The 18,348-nt window shown below is 69.2% G+C and carries 13 protein-coding genes; all 13 read left to right on the forward strand.

Annotation, left to right across the window (positions count from 1 at the left end; genetic code table 11):
• Positions 1-29: 29 nt before the first annotated feature.
• The 13 genes from QIY60_RS26345 (at position 30) to QIY60_RS26405 (ending at position 18,344) form a co-directional block, all read left to right on the forward strand.
• A complete protein-coding gene (locus tag QIY60_RS26345; RefSeq protein ID WP_283144661.1) occupies positions 30-710 on the forward strand; it encodes a Crp/Fnr family transcriptional regulator in 681 nt (226 codons plus the stop codon).
• A gap of 198 nt (positions 711-908) precedes the next feature.
• The gene (locus QIY60_RS26350; protein WP_283144662.1) at positions 909-2,051 is read left to right on the forward strand and encodes a hypothetical protein; all 1,143 of its coding nucleotides are present in this window, start codon (positions 909-911) and stop codon (positions 2,049-2,051) included.
• Positions 2,036-2,854 (forward strand): hypothetical protein, encoded by an 819-nt coding sequence (locus tag QIY60_RS26355; protein ID WP_283144663.1) that lies wholly within the window; start codon positions 2,036-2,038, stop codon positions 2,852-2,854. The genes QIY60_RS26350 and QIY60_RS26355 overlap by 16 nt, the downstream gene beginning before the upstream one ends.
• A complete protein-coding gene (locus QIY60_RS26360; RefSeq protein WP_283144664.1) occupies positions 2,851-4,074 on the forward strand; it encodes a hypothetical protein in 1,224 nt (407 codons plus the stop codon). The genes QIY60_RS26355 and QIY60_RS26360 overlap by 4 nt, the downstream gene beginning before the upstream one ends.
• Positions 4,071-6,467, forward strand: coding sequence for a CHAT domain-containing protein (locus tag QIY60_RS26365; RefSeq protein ID WP_283144665.1), 2,397 nt, complete (start codon positions 4,071-4,073; stop codon positions 6,465-6,467). The genes QIY60_RS26360 and QIY60_RS26365 overlap by 4 nt, the downstream gene beginning before the upstream one ends.
• 33 nt (positions 6,468-6,500) lie before the next feature.
• On the forward strand, positions 6,501-8,426 hold the full coding sequence (locus QIY60_RS26370) for a caspase family protein (RefSeq protein WP_283144666.1): 1,926 nt from the start codon (positions 6,501-6,503) through the stop codon (positions 8,424-8,426).
• Entirely contained in the window at positions 8,423-9,796 is a 1,374-nt protein-coding gene (locus QIY60_RS26375) for a hypothetical protein (RefSeq protein ID WP_283144667.1), read from the forward strand. The genes QIY60_RS26370 and QIY60_RS26375 overlap by 4 nt, the downstream gene beginning before the upstream one ends.
• A gap of 582 nt (positions 9,797-10,378) precedes the next feature.
• Positions 10,379-10,693, forward strand: coding sequence for a hypothetical protein (locus QIY60_RS26380; protein ID WP_283144668.1), 315 nt, complete (start codon positions 10,379-10,381; stop codon positions 10,691-10,693).
• Positions 10,694-10,909: 216 nt separating this feature from the next.
• A complete protein-coding gene (locus QIY60_RS26385) occupies positions 10,910-11,308 on the forward strand; it encodes a hypothetical protein (protein ID WP_283144669.1) in 399 nt (132 codons plus the stop codon).
• A 511-nt stretch (positions 11,309-11,819) separates the two neighbouring features.
• Positions 11,820-12,980, forward strand: coding sequence for a histidine kinase (locus tag QIY60_RS26390; RefSeq protein ID WP_283144670.1), 1,161 nt, complete (start codon positions 11,820-11,822; stop codon positions 12,978-12,980).
• A 64-nt stretch (positions 12,981-13,044) separates the two neighbouring features.
• The gene (locus QIY60_RS26395) at positions 13,045-14,079 is read left to right on the forward strand and encodes an SGNH/GDSL hydrolase family protein (RefSeq protein ID WP_283144671.1); all 1,035 of its coding nucleotides are present in this window, start codon (positions 13,045-13,047) and stop codon (positions 14,077-14,079) included.
• Between the two features lie 143 nt (positions 14,080-14,222).
• A complete protein-coding gene (locus QIY60_RS26400; protein ID WP_283144672.1) occupies positions 14,223-16,466 on the forward strand; it encodes an iron-containing redox enzyme family protein in 2,244 nt (747 codons plus the stop codon).
• A 15-nt stretch (positions 16,467-16,481) separates the two neighbouring features.
• Entirely contained in the window at positions 16,482-18,344 is a 1,863-nt protein-coding gene (locus QIY60_RS26405) for a carbamoyltransferase (protein ID WP_283144673.1), read from the forward strand.
• The last annotated feature ends 4 nt before the right edge of the window (positions 18,345-18,348 follow it).

The following is an 18,348-nucleotide window of genomic DNA, read 5'->3' on the forward strand; positions in this document are numbered from 1 at the left end:
CGCACGGTACCTACCCACGGGGCACCCTGTTGTCGGAGCTGGCCGACGTGAGCGGGGCGGAAGCCGATGCGGTGTGCCGAGCGCGGTCCGCCCTGATGCGCGTCGGCACCGCGCACATGTACAAGCACGGCGAGATCATGCTCCTGGCGGGCGCCACCGACACGCACGTACTGCTGCTGTTGAACGGTTTCGCCAAGGTCACGACGACCGACGACCTCGGCGCAACCGTGCTGGTGGACATCCGCGCGGGCGGTGATGTCGTCGGCGAGACTGCGGCCTTCGACAGCGAGCCTCGTTCCGCGACGGTCACGGCGGCTCAGCAGGTGTATGTCCGGCGGATCTCGCAGGACGAGTGGCTGCGTTGGATGGTCCGATATCAGGCCGCCGGCCTGGCCGTCAGCCGGAGCCTGGCGCACCGCAGCCGTACCGCAGTCCGCCGCCGTACCCAGTTCGCGCGTGGTCCGGTCATCACCCGCCTCTGCCGCGCGGTACTGGATCTCACAGGGCAGTACGGGACGCCGACACCGGAAGGCATGTCGGTCCGGCCCGGGCTCACGCACGCCGAGTGGGGCGAACTCATCGGGGCCCGGGAGCGGCGGGTGCAGCACGTGTTACAGGAGCTGTCGGCCGCGCAGGTCGTCAGCTACGGTCGCTGCCGCCTCACCGTGCACTCCGTTTCCGCCCTGCGGGAGTTCGCCGCCGACAAGTGAGCGACAAGCCGACACACTCTGTTCCGCCGTTTCTCCCGAACCTGCACTGCGACCGGTTCGGACGTCCTCGGACACGCTCTACTACCGGCAGGAGAACGGCAGGATCGTCGCGTGAGATTCGCCGTACTCGCTTGTGCGCCAGGATCACCACCACGTGAGCCCAATGCGAGGCACTGCATGCCGGCAATACCAGTCACCGTGCTCGGACCGGCCGAGTCCGGGAAGACCGTCTATCTCGCCAGTCTGTTCCGCAGACTTGCCATCCCGCGACCGGACATCGGATTCCACGTTCAGCTGCCACCGGAGAAATCCACCGTGCTGAACAGGATCTACCAGCAGATCGCGAGCCCCGGCACATGGCCGGACCTCACCAGGACGGCCGCCATAGACGAGTGGGAGTTCACCTGCTCGGTCCGCACCGCCAGGAACCAGACCTTCAGCCCCTTCTCCATCAGGTATCTGGACTACTCCGGTGAGCACCTGACCGAGTTGGACGAGCGGGTGGAAGGAGCCAAACGCGTCTACAGCCGGATCGCGGAGTCCGAGTTCCTCCTCGTGCTGGTGGACGGGGTCAAGGTTCTGCGCTTCTTCGACGGGGACTTCCGGCTGGCCGACGACCTGCTCCTCGTCTTCAGTCACATGATGAAGAGCCAGGCCATCGTGCACTTCGTGATCACCAAGTGGGACGTTCTCGCGGCGGCCGGGCACACGCTGCAGGCCGTCATGGACTGCCTCATGAAGCACCCGGACTTCAAGGACGGTGTCGAGACCCAACTGCGAAACAATCCCGTCTCGGGAGGGGTCCGTTTCATTCCTGTGAGTTCCGTAGGGCTGGACTTCGCCGCTCTCGGTCCGGACGGCCGGACGATGATCAAGAAGGGTGCGTTCCCGACACCGCTCAACGTCGAAGTCCCCTTCATGGCCGTGCTGGTGGATCTGTTCGATGCCCGGCTCAAGGAGATGGAGAAAATGGCGGCGCCCGAAGGGCAGTGGATCGCCCAGCGCAGCCAGACGCTGAAGTGGGTCCGTGGGGTCAAGGACAAGCTACCGCTGGTACAGGCGGTCCTGCGGACCGCGGCAGCCAAGTCGCCCCTGATGCGGATGATGCCTGACCACATGGTGGACGCTCTTGGCGCCTATGCGGAGAGGAAAGTGTCCGCGTACGGCGAGCGTCTCGAGCGTGACATCGCCCAGTTACGCGGCCGGATGCTCCAAGTCGCTTCCCAGAAAGACGCGCTGACCGCTCTGGTGGCGCTGTTCGACGCCAAGTTGGCCGAGTTCGAGGCCGAGCACCCGGGCTCGCACCTCATTAAGGGGGGAACGCCATGGACGACGACATGACGCATGCCGCACTTCAGAAGGTCTGGCCGTTCGCCCTCACGCGCTCCGTCAACACCGGCTTCCGGATCGTGGTCGCCCCGGACTTCCTGGTGGACGCCGACAGGCAGTTCCTGCTCCACGACGTGGCGGACGGCGACATCTCCGACGACGTCGTCTACGTACGTGAGTACCAGGGGCATGGCTCCCAGCGGCTTTGGCTGCTGTACCGGGTCGTGTATCTCAAAGCGTCCGATGTGGGCCTGGACGGCGAGTACGCGATGAGTGGGCCACGGCGGACACCCCTGATCGAGGGAGTCGTCTGCCGGAGGCAGCCGGAGCGGCCCACGACGCTCGCCACGGAAGAACTCTTCGCCGACGTCCACCGCAGCTGTGGAGTGGCCGTACGGGAGTTCTTCGAGGCGGACATCGTCACCCACCCGGTGAGCCGTTCCCAGGAGCTCAGCCCCCCGGCGAGCGGCCGATCCATGCCGACCGTGGAACAGAAGCCGTATCTGGCGGAAGGGAGTACTCCGACGACCCCTGAGGGTCGTCGCCCATCGGGAGCCCACGCTCGGTTCTCCGCCACAGCGCTCCGATCCGCCGTCTCCTCAGCCTTCGGCCGGGGCCCTGGGCCGGCATCCGCTGGACGTGCTGCTGGGATACGTGTGGATGGCCCTGGGCGAGCATCTGCAGGCCGTGCTCGACCGCATCACAGCAGCGAAACCGGACAGCCCCGACGAGCCTTGGGCCGGCAACTGGTCAGGGCGGCCGCGGTGATCGTGCTCGCTGTGCTGGTCGTATTCGCCATCAGGAAGCTCAAGTGACGAACCAGGGACGGCACACGGCGCGCGGCATCCACCTTCTCGTACATCTCTTGCTGACCGAGCAGCGGGGCATCGATCCGGCGGTGGTCAGGCCGGAGGGCTGGGCCGAGCCGGTACGGGGCTGGCTGGCGGCAGCCGCCGCCCTCGCCGCCGGTGAGGCCAAGCGGGCGTTGGCCGTGCTGGGCGATCCCGTACCGGAGGAGACCTACGACGACCTGGTGACGCGAACTCTGCGAACCGCGGCCGTCGCCATGGACGTCAACTGGGGCCCCGGCGGCCTGATCGGCTGGGCCCTGCCGCCGGAGGAGGAGGCGGCACTGCTCCAGGCTCTGGACGGGACGCATGCGCGGCTGACCATCCTTGCCAGGGACCCCGGGCTGCGGCTCGCTGCCTTCCTCGCGGGCCGGTACCTGCCCGACCTGCTCTCGGCCCGCGCCCTCCTGGGGAACGCGGACGTCATCGGCGCCCAGGCGGCCGAGGTGGTGGAAGCGGTCGGAGGGGCCGAGGAGGCGCATGAGGCCGTACGGTGGTTCGACGACCTGCCGCGGGAGATCGCCGAGGGCGGCCTCGCGGCGCCGGTTGCCTATCACCTGCTGGTCGCGTCGGACGTGCAGGCCAGGGCGGCCGACCGCCGCCGGGGAGAGATGTTGCGGCGGGAAGCGCTCCGTCAGGTATCCGGGCACCCTGCCTTCGCCGGGATGTCGGCGCTGCTGGCGGGCGACGCGGAGCTCGTGGTGCCCGGCGCGGCGGAACGCTGTCTGCCGGGGCCCGTCAACCGGCGGGCAATGAACCGCGCGGCCAAGCACTACTCGACGGCCGACGCGCTGTTCCGGAAGGCAGGCGCCGCCCGAGGCCGCGCAGCGGCCGCGCTGCGCCAGGCGCACATCGCCCGGCTGCGCCGGAAGCCGGACGACGGCCGCGCGTTCCTCGACCGTGCCCTGGCGCTGGCGGAGACCTCCGGTGACGGGGCGTGCGCCGCGCTGGTCAGGGTGCACCGCATGCTGGACGTCATCGAAGCAGGGCGGCCGCTACCCCTCCAGGACGCGGAGCCGGTCGTCCGCTGGGCATCAACCGTGGGCAGCGGCTCCTGGCTCCGGGGCATGGCCGACATGGTCGACGCCCGGGCTGGCGACTGGGCCCGGCGTGGGGACATCCTCCGGGGCCGTCAGGCCTGCGACCTGGCGGAGTGGCTGACGGGCGAGCGGAGTGGGACGCGGTGAGCGTGACAAAGGGGGCGATCACCGGCCCGTTGGAGGCGTATCACCACGCCCGCCACCGACTGGCCTCCCTCGTGCTCGCCGACATCGATCTACACGTGCACGTACGGCAGTTGGAGGGCAAAGACAGTGGTGGGACCACGGCGGGCGTGCTCAACGAGTGGCTGTCCGCCGTGGTCGTGGCCGAACTCTTCCGCCAGGAGGCGGTGGAGCTGGGCGACCCGGACCTCATCGCCGCCGCACGGCCCCGGATCGCGCGCGTGATCGACCTCGGATTGCGCCTGTTCCGCGGGCGGGGCGGGGCTCTGGGCGAGCCGCTGAACACCTCGCTGGAGGGACTGTCGGCCGATCTGCGGTCGACCGAGGCCATTGAGGCGCTGTACCGACTGCGCCGTGACAGGTCGGCAGGTCTGCCCGCCGAGGCGAAGAAGTCCGCCGAGAAGGCGTCGGCGCTGGCAGGGCGGTTACCGCTCTCCGTGGCGCGCTGTGCGCTCCTGGTCGAGCTGGGCAGGCCGGCCGAGGCGAGGGAGGAGGCCGACACGCTGGAAGTACGGGGGTCCCTCACCGCCCTGCAATCGGCGGCGCTGTGGCTGCGACTGCGTCGGCCCGAGCGTGCCGCCGAGGCGGAACGAAGCATCGGCGCGGACGGCGTCGGACAGGCTGCCGGACCGGGCAAGCCCTGGGAACGGCCCGCGACAGCGGCGGAGGCGCTGCTGGCCCTGGGCGACCCACGGGGCGCCGCCGACCGGGCCCTTGAGGCGGTAACCGCCTATGAGGAGCACCGCCTGAGGTTGGCGAGGGACAGCCTGCGGGCCGCCTCGGCCGACAACCCCGTGGTAGCCCGCGCTTATCACACCGCCGTGCTGTCCCACTGGGCGCTGCCCGGGGGCAGGTCCGCGGCGTTCGCCTGTGCGGAGCGCAGCCGTTCCGGCTTCCTCGACGCCGTACACGCACTCGACAGCGCTGCCGGACAACCGGATGCGGTACGAGCCGTACGAGGCTGGTTCCAGGCGGAGACCCGCTGGGCCGCGCGGTTCGAGGAGGCGGCGGAGGCCATGCGCGGCGGCCAGGGGGCACAGGCCGTCCAGCCGCCCCCGGTGCTGGGGAGCACGGTCGGCGAGCAGCCTGCACGGCGCCGGATCGCCGAGGCGGAACGGGTCCTTGGCGAGGCCGAGGACCAGGTGCGTCGGCTCACCCCGAGCGCGCTCACCTCCCGGCGGGGTCCGGGCACCGTGCCCGATGCGGCCGCCGTGGCGCGCGTACTGCCACCGGACACTCTGCTCCTCCAGTACCACCTCTACGACCAGGACCTCGTCTGCTGGGCCGTCACCCGCGACAAGCTGCTGACCGAGCGTCAGGACCGGTCCGCTCACGACCTGGTGGCGACCGCCCGTCGTGTTCACACTGCGTGCGCCTCGGGCGGCGACGTGGCTGAGCCGGGAAGGCTGCTCGCGGATGCCCTGCTCGGTTTCTGCTCCCCACTCCTCGCCAGTCATCGGAGGATCGTGGTCGTACCCCCGGCCCAGCTCTCGCTGGTGCCCTTCCACGCCCTTGCCTGGGCCGGGACGGTCATCGGCCTCACCCACGAGGTCTCCTATCTGCCCGCGTCCTCCCTCCTCACCCGGCCCGGCTCCCGCCTGCCGGAGCCGGACTGGACGGCTGCCACGGCGCTGCTGGTCGGTGCGCCGGCCATCGCCCCCGAGCGCGGCCTGGCGCACCTGCCCGGCACCGCGACGGAGGTCGCCGCCATCGAACGCCTGCTGCCCCGCTGCCGGTTGGTGACCGGGCGGAAAGCCAGCCGCGCGGAGGTGCTGAAACAGGCGGCCGGGTGCGGCATCCTGCATCTGGCGACACACGGGGACGTGCCTGAGCTGTCACCGCACCTCAGCCGGCTCGCGCTGGCCGACCGCGACCACCTGGGGCTGGACGATCTCCTGGGCCCGGACGTGACCCCCGAACTCCTGGTGCTTTCCGCCTGCGACACCGGACGCGGTACCGCCACCGCGGGCGGTGACGTGCTCGGGCTGACCCGGGCGGCCGTCATCAGCGGCGCCCGCCACGCGGTGGTGTCACTGTGGCGGGTCGACGACATCACCGGATGTCTCGTGATCGCGGGCATGTACCGGCACCTGACGTCCACAGCACGTCCGCCCGTCGGCACCGCGCTCGCCCTTGCACAGCGTGAGATACGGGACCTGTCCCAGGACGAGCGGGAAGAGGAGTATGCCCGGCTCGCCGACCGGGCCGCTGTCCGGCCGCACCCCACCGGCCCACGGATGAGGTCACGCGACAGCGGCCCCCGCCCCGCTCCGCCCGACTCCGACCAGCACCCCTACTACTGGGCGCCCTTCATCCATGTGGGCCCATCAGGTGGCGCCGCGTACGGCACTCCGTGACAAGCCCAGCACGAGAAAGGTGAGAAGACCGGCATGACGAAGCGTGCCCTGTTGATCGGTGCCCAGTCGTACGACTTGACCGGCGTACACGCCGATGTGGCCCTCATGGAACGGGTCCTGGCCGACCGTGGCTTCACGGACATCCGTGTCTGCGCCGACTCCGAGGCCGGCTACCACGGCATGGCGGACGCGCTGACGACACTGGCGGACGAGACGAAGGAGGGTGACGCCGTCGTCGTCTACTACTCCGGCCACGGCTCGCTTCTCCCCGTGCCTCCAGCCCATCGTGGTGACCTTCCCGGCAGCCCACATCACCTTCAGTACCTGGTGCCGGTCGATCACCGGCACAGCACCGCGGACGACTTCCGCGGATACCTGGCCGAGGAACTCACCGCGGTGCTCCGCCGGGTCACGAAAATCACCCGGAATGTCACCTGCGTCCTGGACTGCTGCCACTCCGGCGGAATGGTGCGTGACATGGGTGGGTGGCGGATCAAATCCGTGCCGTCCGAGGTGCCCGTAGCGGCCGGCCTCGCCAGGTCGGTCGAGCTGGCGACCGGACCCCGGTATCCCGACCCCCATGTGGTGCGACTGGTGGCGTGCCAGCGGCACGGATTCGCGTACGAGGACGACCGGCAGGGCCTGTTCACCACCGGCCTGGCCAAGGCGTTGGAGGACTTCCGTGGTCGTCCCGTCCCCTGGTCGGTGATGATTCCCCGAATCCGCGATCACATTCAGCCTCGCGTGGTACTGCAACGGCCGGAAGCCGGCGGGCCTTCCGGTCGTCTGCCGTTCACGCTCGACGTACCCGACCAGCCCGAGCGGATGCCGCTCGCGTCACACGATGGCCGGCTGCGTGTCCCCGGCGGCGTCCTGTTCGGCCTCGGTGCCATGGACCGCGTACGGCTGGTGCTGCCCGCCGACGGATCACGAGCCGAGACCACGGCGGAGACGGAGGTGGTGGCGATCGAGGTCACCGACGCATTGCTGGATGCGCCGGCGATCCCGTTCCCCTCACCGCTGCCAGCCGGTTCGTACGCGCTGGCCGTGCGCGTTCATACCCGTCACCCCGTACACATCGAGACGAGGGGCGCTTTCGCCGAAGCCCTGCGCGCGCGTCTCGCATCCTCGCCGCGACTGTTCGAGGCCGCAGACGCGGACAAGGCTCTGGCCTCTGTACGGATGCGGAACGGGGTGGCCGAGGTGGTCGATGGGAATGGGCTCCCCTACCGGCACCCGGACAAGGCGCTCGACAGCGGCTCGGCTACACCGTCCGCGCGTGCCGGGAAAGTTGTCGCACTGCTGGAGACGATCGCTCGTGGAGAGCGGCTGCGGGAGCTGACGGACCCCGAGGACCTGAGTCGGCTGAACGTGGAGCTGACGGCGCGTATGGAGGTGGAGACAGCGCCTGGCAGCTGCGTCTACCGAACCTTCCTGACTGGCGACGAGGGGCTGCGGGCCGGGTGCCGATACCGGGTCTCGGTGGCCGGTAACGCTAGGCATCACGAGCTGTACGTCTGGGTGCTCGGCGTAGGCCTGAGCGGCCGTACAACCTTGGTGACCCACGATCAGCCCAGCGGCATCCGGCTGGAGTCGGCTGCCGCGCCCGATGCCGATGTCGGCGCCGACGCGGTCACGTGGGATTCAGGACCGGTGGAGATCTGGTGGCCCGACGACGTACCGGCCAACGGCAGTCGGCCGGAGAGCGTCCTTCTGCTGGTCGGCGACCGCCAGTTGGACCTCAGCCCTCTCGTGGCCGCCGTGCGCAACGTCCGGTCGGAGCCCGCTGCTTTGAGCGCGTTGCTGGACGAGGTCTGCGACGGCGTACGGGACTCGCGTCGGAATGCCACTGCCGAGGCCCTGCGGTACCGGGTGTTCAACTGGCGCACCACCGTCGAACCCCCACAGCGGCAACCGGGTGCGACGACCGAGGAGCGCGGGGAGAGGAAGAGCCAGTGAACGGCAACGGACCTGACCGGCACGACGGTCCCCACAGCGAGGTCCCGCACGACCTGCTGGCCACCACCGACCTGGTGTTCAGCGGCCTGACCCCCAGGGGCGAACCGCCGGGGGGCGGTGTCTCACTTGGCCGTCCCCTGGCCTACGTGCTCCGCGATGTGATCGGCGACTCTCCTCCAGCGGTCGACGCCCCGGGTACGGTGCTGTTGTGCTTCCCCTTCGACCTGGAGGAGTTGTCCGGAGGGTGGGGCTACCGGCAGATCGAGCTGACCGTCGGCTTCGACGACGCAGACGTGCTGGCCCTGGAGCTGCACCCGCGGCCCGGTGGGGAGGAGACCAACGGAGCCTGCGTCGCGGTCTTCGGCCTCGGCCGCAACCGGCTGCGCTGGGTCTTCCGGGCGCCCGAGGCAGACGGAACGCTGCGCCCGGACGGTCGTTGGACGCAGGCCGTCCTGCGGCTGCCGTCGCTCTTCTCGGGGGTGTCCGGTCGCCTCGCGCTGCGGGGAGTGATCGAGCACCCGCTGCTGAGCGGCACTCGGGCTGAGGCCGAGGTTCACACACGCGACGAGCTGCCGTTCCGGGTTTCCCGAGTGGACGCTTGGACCGGGGCGCCACTCGCGCGACAGGCTCCGCAACCGGGTGCCTGGGCGCTCGCCGCCTTCGAGGACTTCGGCACGACAGACGAACAACTGCCACCCGGACGGCAGCAGTTGTGTTTTGCAGTCGACATTGAGAAGTACAGCGCCCACCGTAACGCGGACATGATCCGCCTGCAGCGGGCTCTGCTGCGCATCATGCGCGCCGCGTGTGTCCGGGCAGAGGTCGACTGGTACAGCTGCGGCCGCCAAGCCCAGGGGGACGGTTATCTGCTGGTGCTGCCGCCGGACACCGACGAGACGAGAGTCGTGCCCCGTCTGATGGACGGCCTCGCCGACGCCCTGGCCGTGGTGAACCGAGAAGAGAGCGTAAGTGCCCCGGACCGGCCGCCCTTGCGCACCCGTATGCGGGCGGCCTTCCATCACGGAGTCCTTCACGAGGCGGACAGTGGCTACGCGGGCTCTGCGGTCGTGGAACTGTTCCGCCTGCTGGACTCCGATCCGCTTCGCGCACTCCTGACCGACGAGCAGGCCACCGACCTCGTGATCGCCTTCTCCGACCGGCTGTACCAGGACCTCGCAGTACACGGGTACGAAGGCCTGTCACCGACTGGCTTCGAGCAACTGCAAGTGAAGGTCAAGCAGTTCACAGGTACAGCCTGGATCCGCGCTCACCCCCGCAATCCGCGCTTCGGCGGCAACGCGATGCCTGGCGAACGCCTGTTGCGCGATGGGCCGAACGCGCTCCCGCCCGTCCCTTCCGCAGATGGTTGACACCTCGTCATGTCACCAAATCGCTCCGCTTCCAGCTGCCGAGTTCTTCGGCGGACAGGCCGTCACATGGCCGCTGCCCCGCCACGATGAAACCCGCTACGAGATGCCGGTGTGGGGCATGGGCGCTCGATTCGCCGCTTCGGGCATCCGGGGGGGGGCAGGCTGGAGCGGGTAGTTCATCGGGTGGTGGGCGGTCAGCGTCGGTCCCGCGGTATCTCTGCCGCGGTGGCGACGACGGGCTGCTCAAGCCCTGATCATGGAGCTCCTGAGCTCCGGTGCTGGTTCGTTGCAGACTCGGCCGCCTTCAGGGAAGGGAATCGCAGGTCATAGCTTCAGCTGAATGAGTTGTCGTACCAGTCGACGGTGGTTCCTATGAGGCTCGCGGCTACAACTTTCCGCATGTTGCGGAGAGTTGGGGGTGGGGCTGAGGGTGCGGTCATATCGGTCACTTCCGGGCGAGCGGACGTCATTTTGGGTACCACTTTGCCTCGCCGGCCTGGCGAAAGGGTCCCGGTGACGGACATAGCCGAGTGGCTCGGCCACCGCGACCCCCGCACGACGCAGCAGACGTACGCACACGTAATGCCCGACGCGCCGGAGCGCTTGCGCACCGTCATGGACTCCATCTTCAGCCGCGAGGTGCAGCTGAGTCTTCCGCTCGAGTTCGAGGCGGTCTATGAAGCCGCGCAGGAAGCGGGGTGCTCGGAGTCAGCCCGTTGCAGTTCGATATTTTCCTACGCATTCCTCCGCCACGGCCCGGGAGACGCCAGCTCCGGGACGGAGGACGATGGCGGGCTCGCCCGGACCACTCAATGGGGTGAGATGCCGGCGTTCGGTGGCTTAGGACCCGGGATGGCGGACAGTCTGAAGACGGAGGCGGATCGGAACGCTCTGTGATCGTTCCTCTGCTGCTGTCAGGCCTAGAGGACCCTTCTGATGCGGCTTCGTCGGCGCGGGCTCAGCATGCCAAGATCCCGGTGCTGGGTCCGTGCTGACTGCGACGGCCGGGATCTTGGAAACCCGCGGGTCCTAGCCCTGTTCGAATGGTCCTTCGGGCAGGGCGGCGCTGCCGTCGATTTCAGTTGCCGAACTCCAAGTTGTGCAAAACAACGGGTGGGCACCCACGCCTATGGCGACCGCGCTGTCCGCGTCCTCCTCGGCGTCTACGAACGCGGCCTGGAGCGTAATCCCAGCCTGTCCGCCGACACGCTGGTGATGGAGTGCGGCGCTCTGGTGGGACCCGAACGACGCGCTCAAGCCTTGCGGGTGGGCGTTCCCGTCACGATTCAGCAGCCGCAGCTGCACGACACCGCCGAGGTGGAGGGGGACTTCCGGGGCCCGAGCAGGTCGCGCGCCCGTTTCCCGCCCGCGACTGGTCCCACCTGGGAGCGCATCACCCCGAGGGCCCTGTACGCCGCGCTGGCGGCCCCGGAGACTGCCGAGAACAAGGCCCAGATGCTACATGCGACAGGGATTGATTTCGTGAAGAAAGAACTCGCGCCCGGTCAGTAGCGGTTGCCGGCGGTCGGCGCGGGTGGCTCCGTACGCGAAGGGCCAGTCGAGGGCCGGGCGGCCGGGCTGCGGTGCCCGACCCGTGCCACGAGCGAGCTCCGCGTGTTCTCGAAGACGGACAGCAGCAACTCCCTTGCGCTTAGGTCGAGTTCATGTGTATCAGCCATTCTCGGCACCTCCAGTGGCGGCTGCGCATCCTCGTGCGCGACAGGCGTGCCACGCACGACACGCATGACAGGCGCGAATCCTCCACCCGCGGTGGAGCCTCCCTGGGGTCGGACACCGGCAACCACGCCGTTTCAGCCACGTACTTGTAGCTGGCAAAGATTCCGGTTTTACGTTTAACGGCTCGGGTAGGAGTGTTGGTCGCGTGTCTTTTTTGCTGCCCCCCACCAGAAGCGCGAGGTGCCCAGATGGTTGGTACACGGGAGATCTCCATTGAGCCGTTGGTGGGGATGTCGCTCGACCTCCCTGTGCCGCGATGATGGCACCGCGGTATGCCGTCTACCTGATGGCAGCGGTCTATGTGGGATTCGCGGCCATCGGCACCGCCAACCTCCTTAAAATGTCCGACAGTTCACTCGATTCGTACAGTTTCATCGTGCTGATGGTCTGCTGCTATGCGATACAGATGCTCCACTGCAGTCCGTACACCCAGCGGCTGCGGTCCCGGTACGGACGCTGGACACTCTGGCTACAGGCGTTCATCGCCTTCGCCCCCGTGCAGGCCGGCCGTCAGTCGGGCATCATGTGCGGCTTTCTGGCCGGGGCCGCGACCGTCATTCTCCGGCCCCGATCGGGCTGGATCGTCTTCGGAGTCGTTACGGGTTCGGTCGTCCTGATCGCGCTGGAGCAGGGGGACAACTTCCTCACTACCCTTTTCATGGCGCTCGCGACCTGCGCCGTGGGCCTGATCACCTTCGCGCTCAGCCGACTCGGGGATCTGGTCTTCGATCTGCACCGGCGGCGCGCGGAGACGGCCTGGGTGGCGGTGTCCAAGGAACGCCTGCGGTTCACCCAGGACCTGCACGACGTACTCAGCTACAGCCTCTCCGCGATCACCCTGAAGAGCGAGCTCTCGTACCGGCTGATCGGTACCAACGACGAGCGAGCCCGACGTGAGCTCGCCGAGTCCCTGGAGATCACCCGCAAAACCCTCGCCGAGATCAGATCGGTCGTGCACGGAAATCGCAGAATGCTGCTGCCGAGAGAGCTCGAACTCGTCTCCCGGGTGCTGGAGTCCGCCGGGCTCACGGTGAGTGTGCAGGGTGAGTTCGACAAGGTGGAGCCCCGGGTGAGCGGCGTGCTCGCCGTCGTGCTGCGCGAGGCGGTAACCAATCTGCTGCGGCACAGCCAGGCGTCGCAGTGCCGCATCCACCTGGAGCGCGACTCCACGCTGCGCGGTCGCGCCATCCGCCTCAGCGTCGCCAACGACGGCGCGTCCGGCGAGCTCACGCCCCTCGTTTCGGAGCGCCGGGGGAGCGGGCTCGACAACATGGCGGCCCGGCTGGAGGCCGTCGACGGCAGCCTGCGCATCTCGGTGGAGGGCGACTGGTTCCGCCTTGAGGCCGAGTGCCCGCTGCTGCAGCAAGAACCCACCTCTGCTCCGCAGGCCTTCGAGCCGTGCTCGAGCTCCGGTGCCGAGAGTCGACAGCCGAGCGAACGGAATTAGTGGGACCGAATGCCCGGACGTATTCCGTCCCACCGTTGGCTCCCATCGGCTCGAAGGGGAACCAGTGGAACAGCAGAAGAAGCTGACTCCGCACATGAGGCATTACGAGGAATTCGCCACGGGTGACATCCGCTGGCTGCCGTACGTCATGTTCTTCAACCGCCCCGACTTCCGCTCCCCGGTGGTGAACACCGATGCGGGCGGATTCCGTCTGTCGACGGATGGATCGGGGTCGTTCTCGCTCAAGGGAAGGCTTCCCGAGGGTGAGGTGAGCGTTCTGCTGGGTGCCTCCCCGGCATTCGGTTTCGGGGCCACCAGCGACGCCGCCACCCTTTCCTCGCTGCTTTCCAGGGGGCCGTCCTCGGCTTCCTGGCTCAATCTCGCGGCCCCCGCCTTCAATTCGGCTCAGGAAGTCCTCATCTTCCTGATGCACCGCGATCTGCTCTCCGATATCCAGGACATCGTCGTGTTTTCCGGGCTTAACAACCTGGTCGTGGCGGGACTGCCCATGGCAGGTTCCGGTTACGGGCAGTTCTTCTTCTCCGGCGAGTTCTTCCGCCAGCTCGGCGCCTCCGACGTGGACCAGGGCCAGCAGCCCGGCTGGGCACGCGGGAGGGTTGCCCAGGCGGCCCGCCGCATCGGCCGCGGCGGCGCGGCGGAGGAGAAGCCGCAGCTCGCGGACCCGCAGGAGCGCATCACCATCGCGCTGCGCAACACCGCACGCGACCTCGACCGGCTCCTGGAACTGGCGGCGCCGACCGGTGCCCGGGTCCGGTACGTACTCCAGCCCACCGCGTCCTGGACGGGGAAGCGTTTCACCGAGCAGGAGCGGCTCCTGATCGAGGAGAACGACACCGAGCGCGCCCGGATGTGGGACCTCTTCAAGCAGATCCTCGACCCGGCCGTCCACTCCGCGTACGCCGAGCAAGTGGAGGCCGCCTGCAAGCAGCGCGGGGTGCCGTTCCTGGACGCCAGCAGGGCGTTGAACGCCTCACCGGACCGCGACCGCTGGCTCTTCCTCGACCAGACGCACCTGACCGATGAGGGAAACCGTGTGGTCTCCGGACTCATCCAGGACGAGTTCGAGCTCGATCGTTGAGTCTCGCCGCCACCCCACCCCTCGAAAGCGAGGTGATCAGCCATGTTCCGAAAGCTTGTCGCGCTGTTCAAACGGCGCAAGAAGAAGCGCAGCAACGACAGTTCCATCTACCCGATGTTCTGAGGGGAAGGTCTGCCACTGTCATGTCTTCCCGCTACCGCGGCCTCTATCTGCGCGCCCTGGCCCCCGAGGGCCCGCTGTCGCTCGGCGCCGACGATCTCCGCCACGTACGTACCGCTCTGGCGGCGGACGACGGTGACACGGGTGACGACGGGCCGGAGCTGCCTTCTCTGATCGAGGAGGCCGGGCGCTGGAGCGCGCAGGAGAACGCGCGCTTCCGCACCGTCCTGGCCACGCCCGCTCCCGGACCCGCTGAGCCCGAACAGCAGGAGATCCTGCGCCGGATCCTGCGCAACTGCGCCCCGCTCGCCCTCTCCGCCGGAGCCTGGCTCCAGTGGATCCCCGCCCCCGGCAACTCGGAGACGGAACCCGTCCTCACCGTGCTCTCGCTGTACGCGTCCGACGTGGGCGCGGGCCGCCCGCTGGCGGACCGGGGCAGTGAGTACCGCGCGCTGCTGCGGGGGCACGGCATCGTGGAGGAAACGCCGGGGGTGCGGCTGGCGAGCAGCGAGTACGTCGAGGGGTTCAGCTTCCGGCTGCCCGCGCTGCTGCTCGCCATGAGCCGACGCCCCGTCGCGTTCCTGCCCGAGATCCTGGGGGCAGACCTGTGCCTGCGCACCGTGGGCCTCATCCCGCCCCTGGCGGCGGCGCTGGGCGCCGGTGACTATGAGGGCGTGGACCCGGCGGCCCTCGACCTGGGCGGGGCGCGCCCGGGCACCGCGGCCTCCGGCCGCGAACTCTCGCTGGCCGCCACACGCGCGTACCTGGAGGACCGGCACGCCCTCGAAGGGCCGGCCGGCGGCGAGGCCGCCACGCGGCGGCTGCTCGGCGGCTTCCGCTGGGCACAGCGCGAGATACGGGTGTGGAGCGAGCGGTTGCGTCACGAGGTCGTGCTGTCCCAGCACCCCGACTACGGGGTCTGGCGGCTGATCCACGCCCGGGCCCGGCAGGCCGCCGTCTACCACTCCCGCTTCAAACTCGCCGGGCGCCCGCTCTCCGAGTGGTTCGCGGATGTGGACGCGGGGCCGCGCCCTTTCCTGAGGGCGCTCGCCAAGAGCCCTCTCGTACGCCCCGGGAAACCGGACGCGAGCCCGCTGCTGGGGCGACTGATCGGACCGAAGGGACCGATGTTCCGCATCTTCACCGAGGAGGAGATCGCCACGCTCCACCGGTGGATCGCCCTGCTGCCGGAGCCGGGCTCGGTACTCCATCCGCTGCCGGGTACCGACTCCGTCACCCACCAGGACCTGCACGGCGCCCAGGAGTCCTGGCACACACAGGGAAGCGACCTGGCGGCCGAGTCGGCGAGGGCGGCCCCGCTCCCACCCGCGCCGCCGCGCTTGCTGACCACCGCCGCTGCCCGCACCGCCTATCGTGCCCTCCTCGGCCGCGAGGACTCCGCCGAGTTACGCGCCTTCGCCCACGCGTATGCGACCCGCTGGCTCGCCCGCTCCCGCTACGCCATGGACCGCGCACCAGAACAGCTTCCGGCGCGCTGGGACCCGGAGAACGGGCTGCGGGAGTGGCTGGCCCGCGCCCACGACCGGCACGCCGAGAGCTTCCAGCGCGGCGAGGCGGCCCTGCCCACCCGCGCGGAGCTCATCGACTCGACGCTCCAGCTCGCCCCGCTCATCATGATCGACGGCGGCTGGCTCCAGGGATTCACCGACTACCAGCACGCCTCGTCCCGCTCGGGCCACTTCCTGTTCCGCACCTACTGGGACGAGTTGGGCAACGGCGAGCCCGAGCTCAACCATCCCCGCATCTACCGCGCGCTGCTGCGCGACATGGGCATCGACCTCCCGCCCACCGCGTCCCGGGAGTTCAGCGCCTGGACCGGGTTCCGCGACGAGTCCTTCGCCATGCCCGCGTTCTGGCTGAGCGTGTCCCGCTTCCCCGAGACCTTCATGCCGGAGATCCTCGGCCTGAACCTCGCCATGGAGCTCTCCGGCGTCGGCGGCAGCTATCGCGACGCACGCGTGGCGCTGCGCCACCACGGCTTCAGCACTCAGTTCGTGGATCTGCACAACACGATCGACAACGTGGCCACCGGCCACTCGGCCTGGGCGGCCGACGCCATCGACGCCTATCTCGCCGATCTCCCCGCAGTACTGGGGCCCGGCCAACAGGACGCCGTCTGGGACCGGATCCGGGTGGGCCACCGCTCTCTCAACCCGCCCGGCGGCACCGCCGCCGAGCTGTACGCGACGCTCCGAGGTCGCCGCGCCCACCGCACCCGCCGTCCGACCCGCACCTCTCGGATCTGAGGAGCTGACTTCCGTATGGCCACCAACACGCCGGCCACCACTGTTCTGGGCCTCTCGGCCTTCTACCACGACAGCGCCGCCGCCCTGGTCACCGGCGACGGCATCACGGCGGCTGCCCAGGAGGAGCGCTTCAGCCGACGCCGCCACGACTCCGCCTTTCCGGAACTCGCCCTGCGCTACTGCCTGGACGAGGCCGGGATGACCCTCGCCGACCTCGACCGGATCGCCTACTACGAGCGCCCCTCCCGCAAGTTCCGCCGGGTCCTGGCCACGTACCTCGGTACCGCGCCCCGCTCCTTCACCTCCTTCCGCGACGTGATGCCGGGCTGGCTGAGCTGGAAGATGCGGACGATCGGCACGGTCAAGGACAAGCTGTCGGGGCTGGGCCTCGGCCCCGTACCGGAGATCGAGTCCTTCGAACACCACGAGTCGCACGCCGCCTCGGCCTTCCTGCCCAGCCCGTACGATTCGGCGGCCGTGCTCTGTGTGGACGGGGTGGGCGAATGGACCACGACCTCCATCTGGCACGGCCTGGGCGAGCGCGTCGCGCCGGTCGCCGACCTCTCCTTCCCGCACTCCCTCGGGATGCTCTACTCGGCGTTCACCTACTTCTGCGGATTCAAAGTGGACTCCGGCGAGTACAAGCTGATGGGCCTGGCCCCGTACGGCAGGCCCGTCCACGCCGGGGTGATCCGCGAGAACCTCGTCGACGTGAAGGACGACGGTTCCTTCCGGCTCGACACCCGCTACTTCGAGTTCCTCTACGGGCAGGTGATGACGGGCCGGGCGTTCGAAGAGCTGTTCGGCGGGCCGCGTCGCGAGCCCGAAGGAACGCTCACTCAGCGGGAGTTCGACCTGGCGGCCTCGGTGCAGCTGGTCACCGAGGAGATCATGCTCAAGCTGGCCCGGACGGCACGTCGGCTCACGGGGGAGTCCAAGCTGTGCATGGCGGGCGGGGTGGCCCTGAACTGCGTGGCCAACGGCCGGATCGTGGAACGCGAGATCTTCGACGAGGTCTGGGTGCAGCCCGCGGCGGGTGACGCCGGCGGCGCGCTCGGTGCGGCCCTGCTCGCCCAGCGTGGACGGCCCCGGGACCGGACCCTGACCCGCGCCTCCCGCGACGCCATGCGCGGCTCCCGCCTCGGACCGTCCTTCGACAACGACCGCGTCCAGGCATATCTCGACGCCCTCGCCATCCCTCACACGCGGCTGAGCCCGGACGAGCTCTCACGACGGGTGGCCGAGCAGCTGGCGGAGGGCAAGGTGGTCGGCTGGTTCCAGGGCCGTATGGAGTTCGGCCCGCGCGCCCTCGGTGCACGCTCCATCCTCGGCGACCCGCGCAACCCCGCGATGCAGTCGGTGATGAACCAGAAGATCAAGTTCCGGGAGTCCTTCCGTCCCTTCGCCCCCATCGTGCTCGCCGAACACGCCTCCGACTACTTCCAGTTGACGCAGCCGAGCCCGTACATGCTGATCGTCGCCCCCATCGCCGAGCAGCAGCGCGTGCGCACCGCCGACCTGGACGTCGCGCTGGAAAGCGCCCAAGGCCTGGACCGGCTACGGGTCCCCCGGTCCACGATCCCGGCGGTCACCCACGTCGACCACTCCGCGCGGGTCCAGACGGTCACCCCCGAACAGGACGCGCGGCTGCACCGGCTCCTGACGGACTTCCACGCGACCACCGGCTGTCCGGTCCTGGTCAACACCTCCTTCAATGTACGCGGCGAGCCCATCGTGGCCACACCCGAGGACGCCTACCGGTGCTTCATGCGTACGGATATCGACACATTGGCCATGGGTGACTTCCTGCTGGAGAAGACCTCCCAGCCCAAGTGGTCGGAGAAGGAGGACTGGCGCGAGCTGATCCCGCTGGACTGACGGT

Source organism: Streptomyces sp. BPTC-684 (genome assembly GCF_030028635.1).
GTDB classification, from domain to species: Bacteria; Actinomycetota; Actinomycetes; order Streptomycetales; family Streptomycetaceae; genus Streptomyces; species Streptomyces noboritoensis.

Excerpts from the sequence above, each read along its gene's own strand:
- QIY60_RS26355 (WP_283144663.1), top strand. The coding sequence starts at position 2,036 with ATGGACGACGACATGACGCATGCCGCACTTCAGAAGGTCTGGCCGTTC.
- QIY60_RS26370 (WP_283144666.1), top strand. The coding sequence starts at position 6,501 with ATGACGAAGCGTGCCCTGTTGATCGGTGCCCAGTCGTACGACTTGACC.
- QIY60_RS26380 (WP_283144668.1), top strand. The coding sequence starts at position 10,379 with ATGCCCGACGCGCCGGAGCGCTTGCGCACCGTCATGGACTCCATCTTC.
- QIY60_RS26390 (WP_283144670.1), top strand. The coding sequence starts at position 11,820 with ATGGCAGCGGTCTATGTGGGATTCGCGGCCATCGGCACCGCCAACCTC.
- QIY60_RS26400 (WP_283144672.1), top strand. The coding sequence starts at position 14,223 with ATGTCTTCCCGCTACCGCGGCCTCTATCTGCGCGCCCTGGCCCCCGAG.
- QIY60_RS26405 (WP_283144673.1), top strand. The coding sequence starts at position 16,482 with ATGGCCACCAACACGCCGGCCACCACTGTTCTGGGCCTCTCGGCCTTC.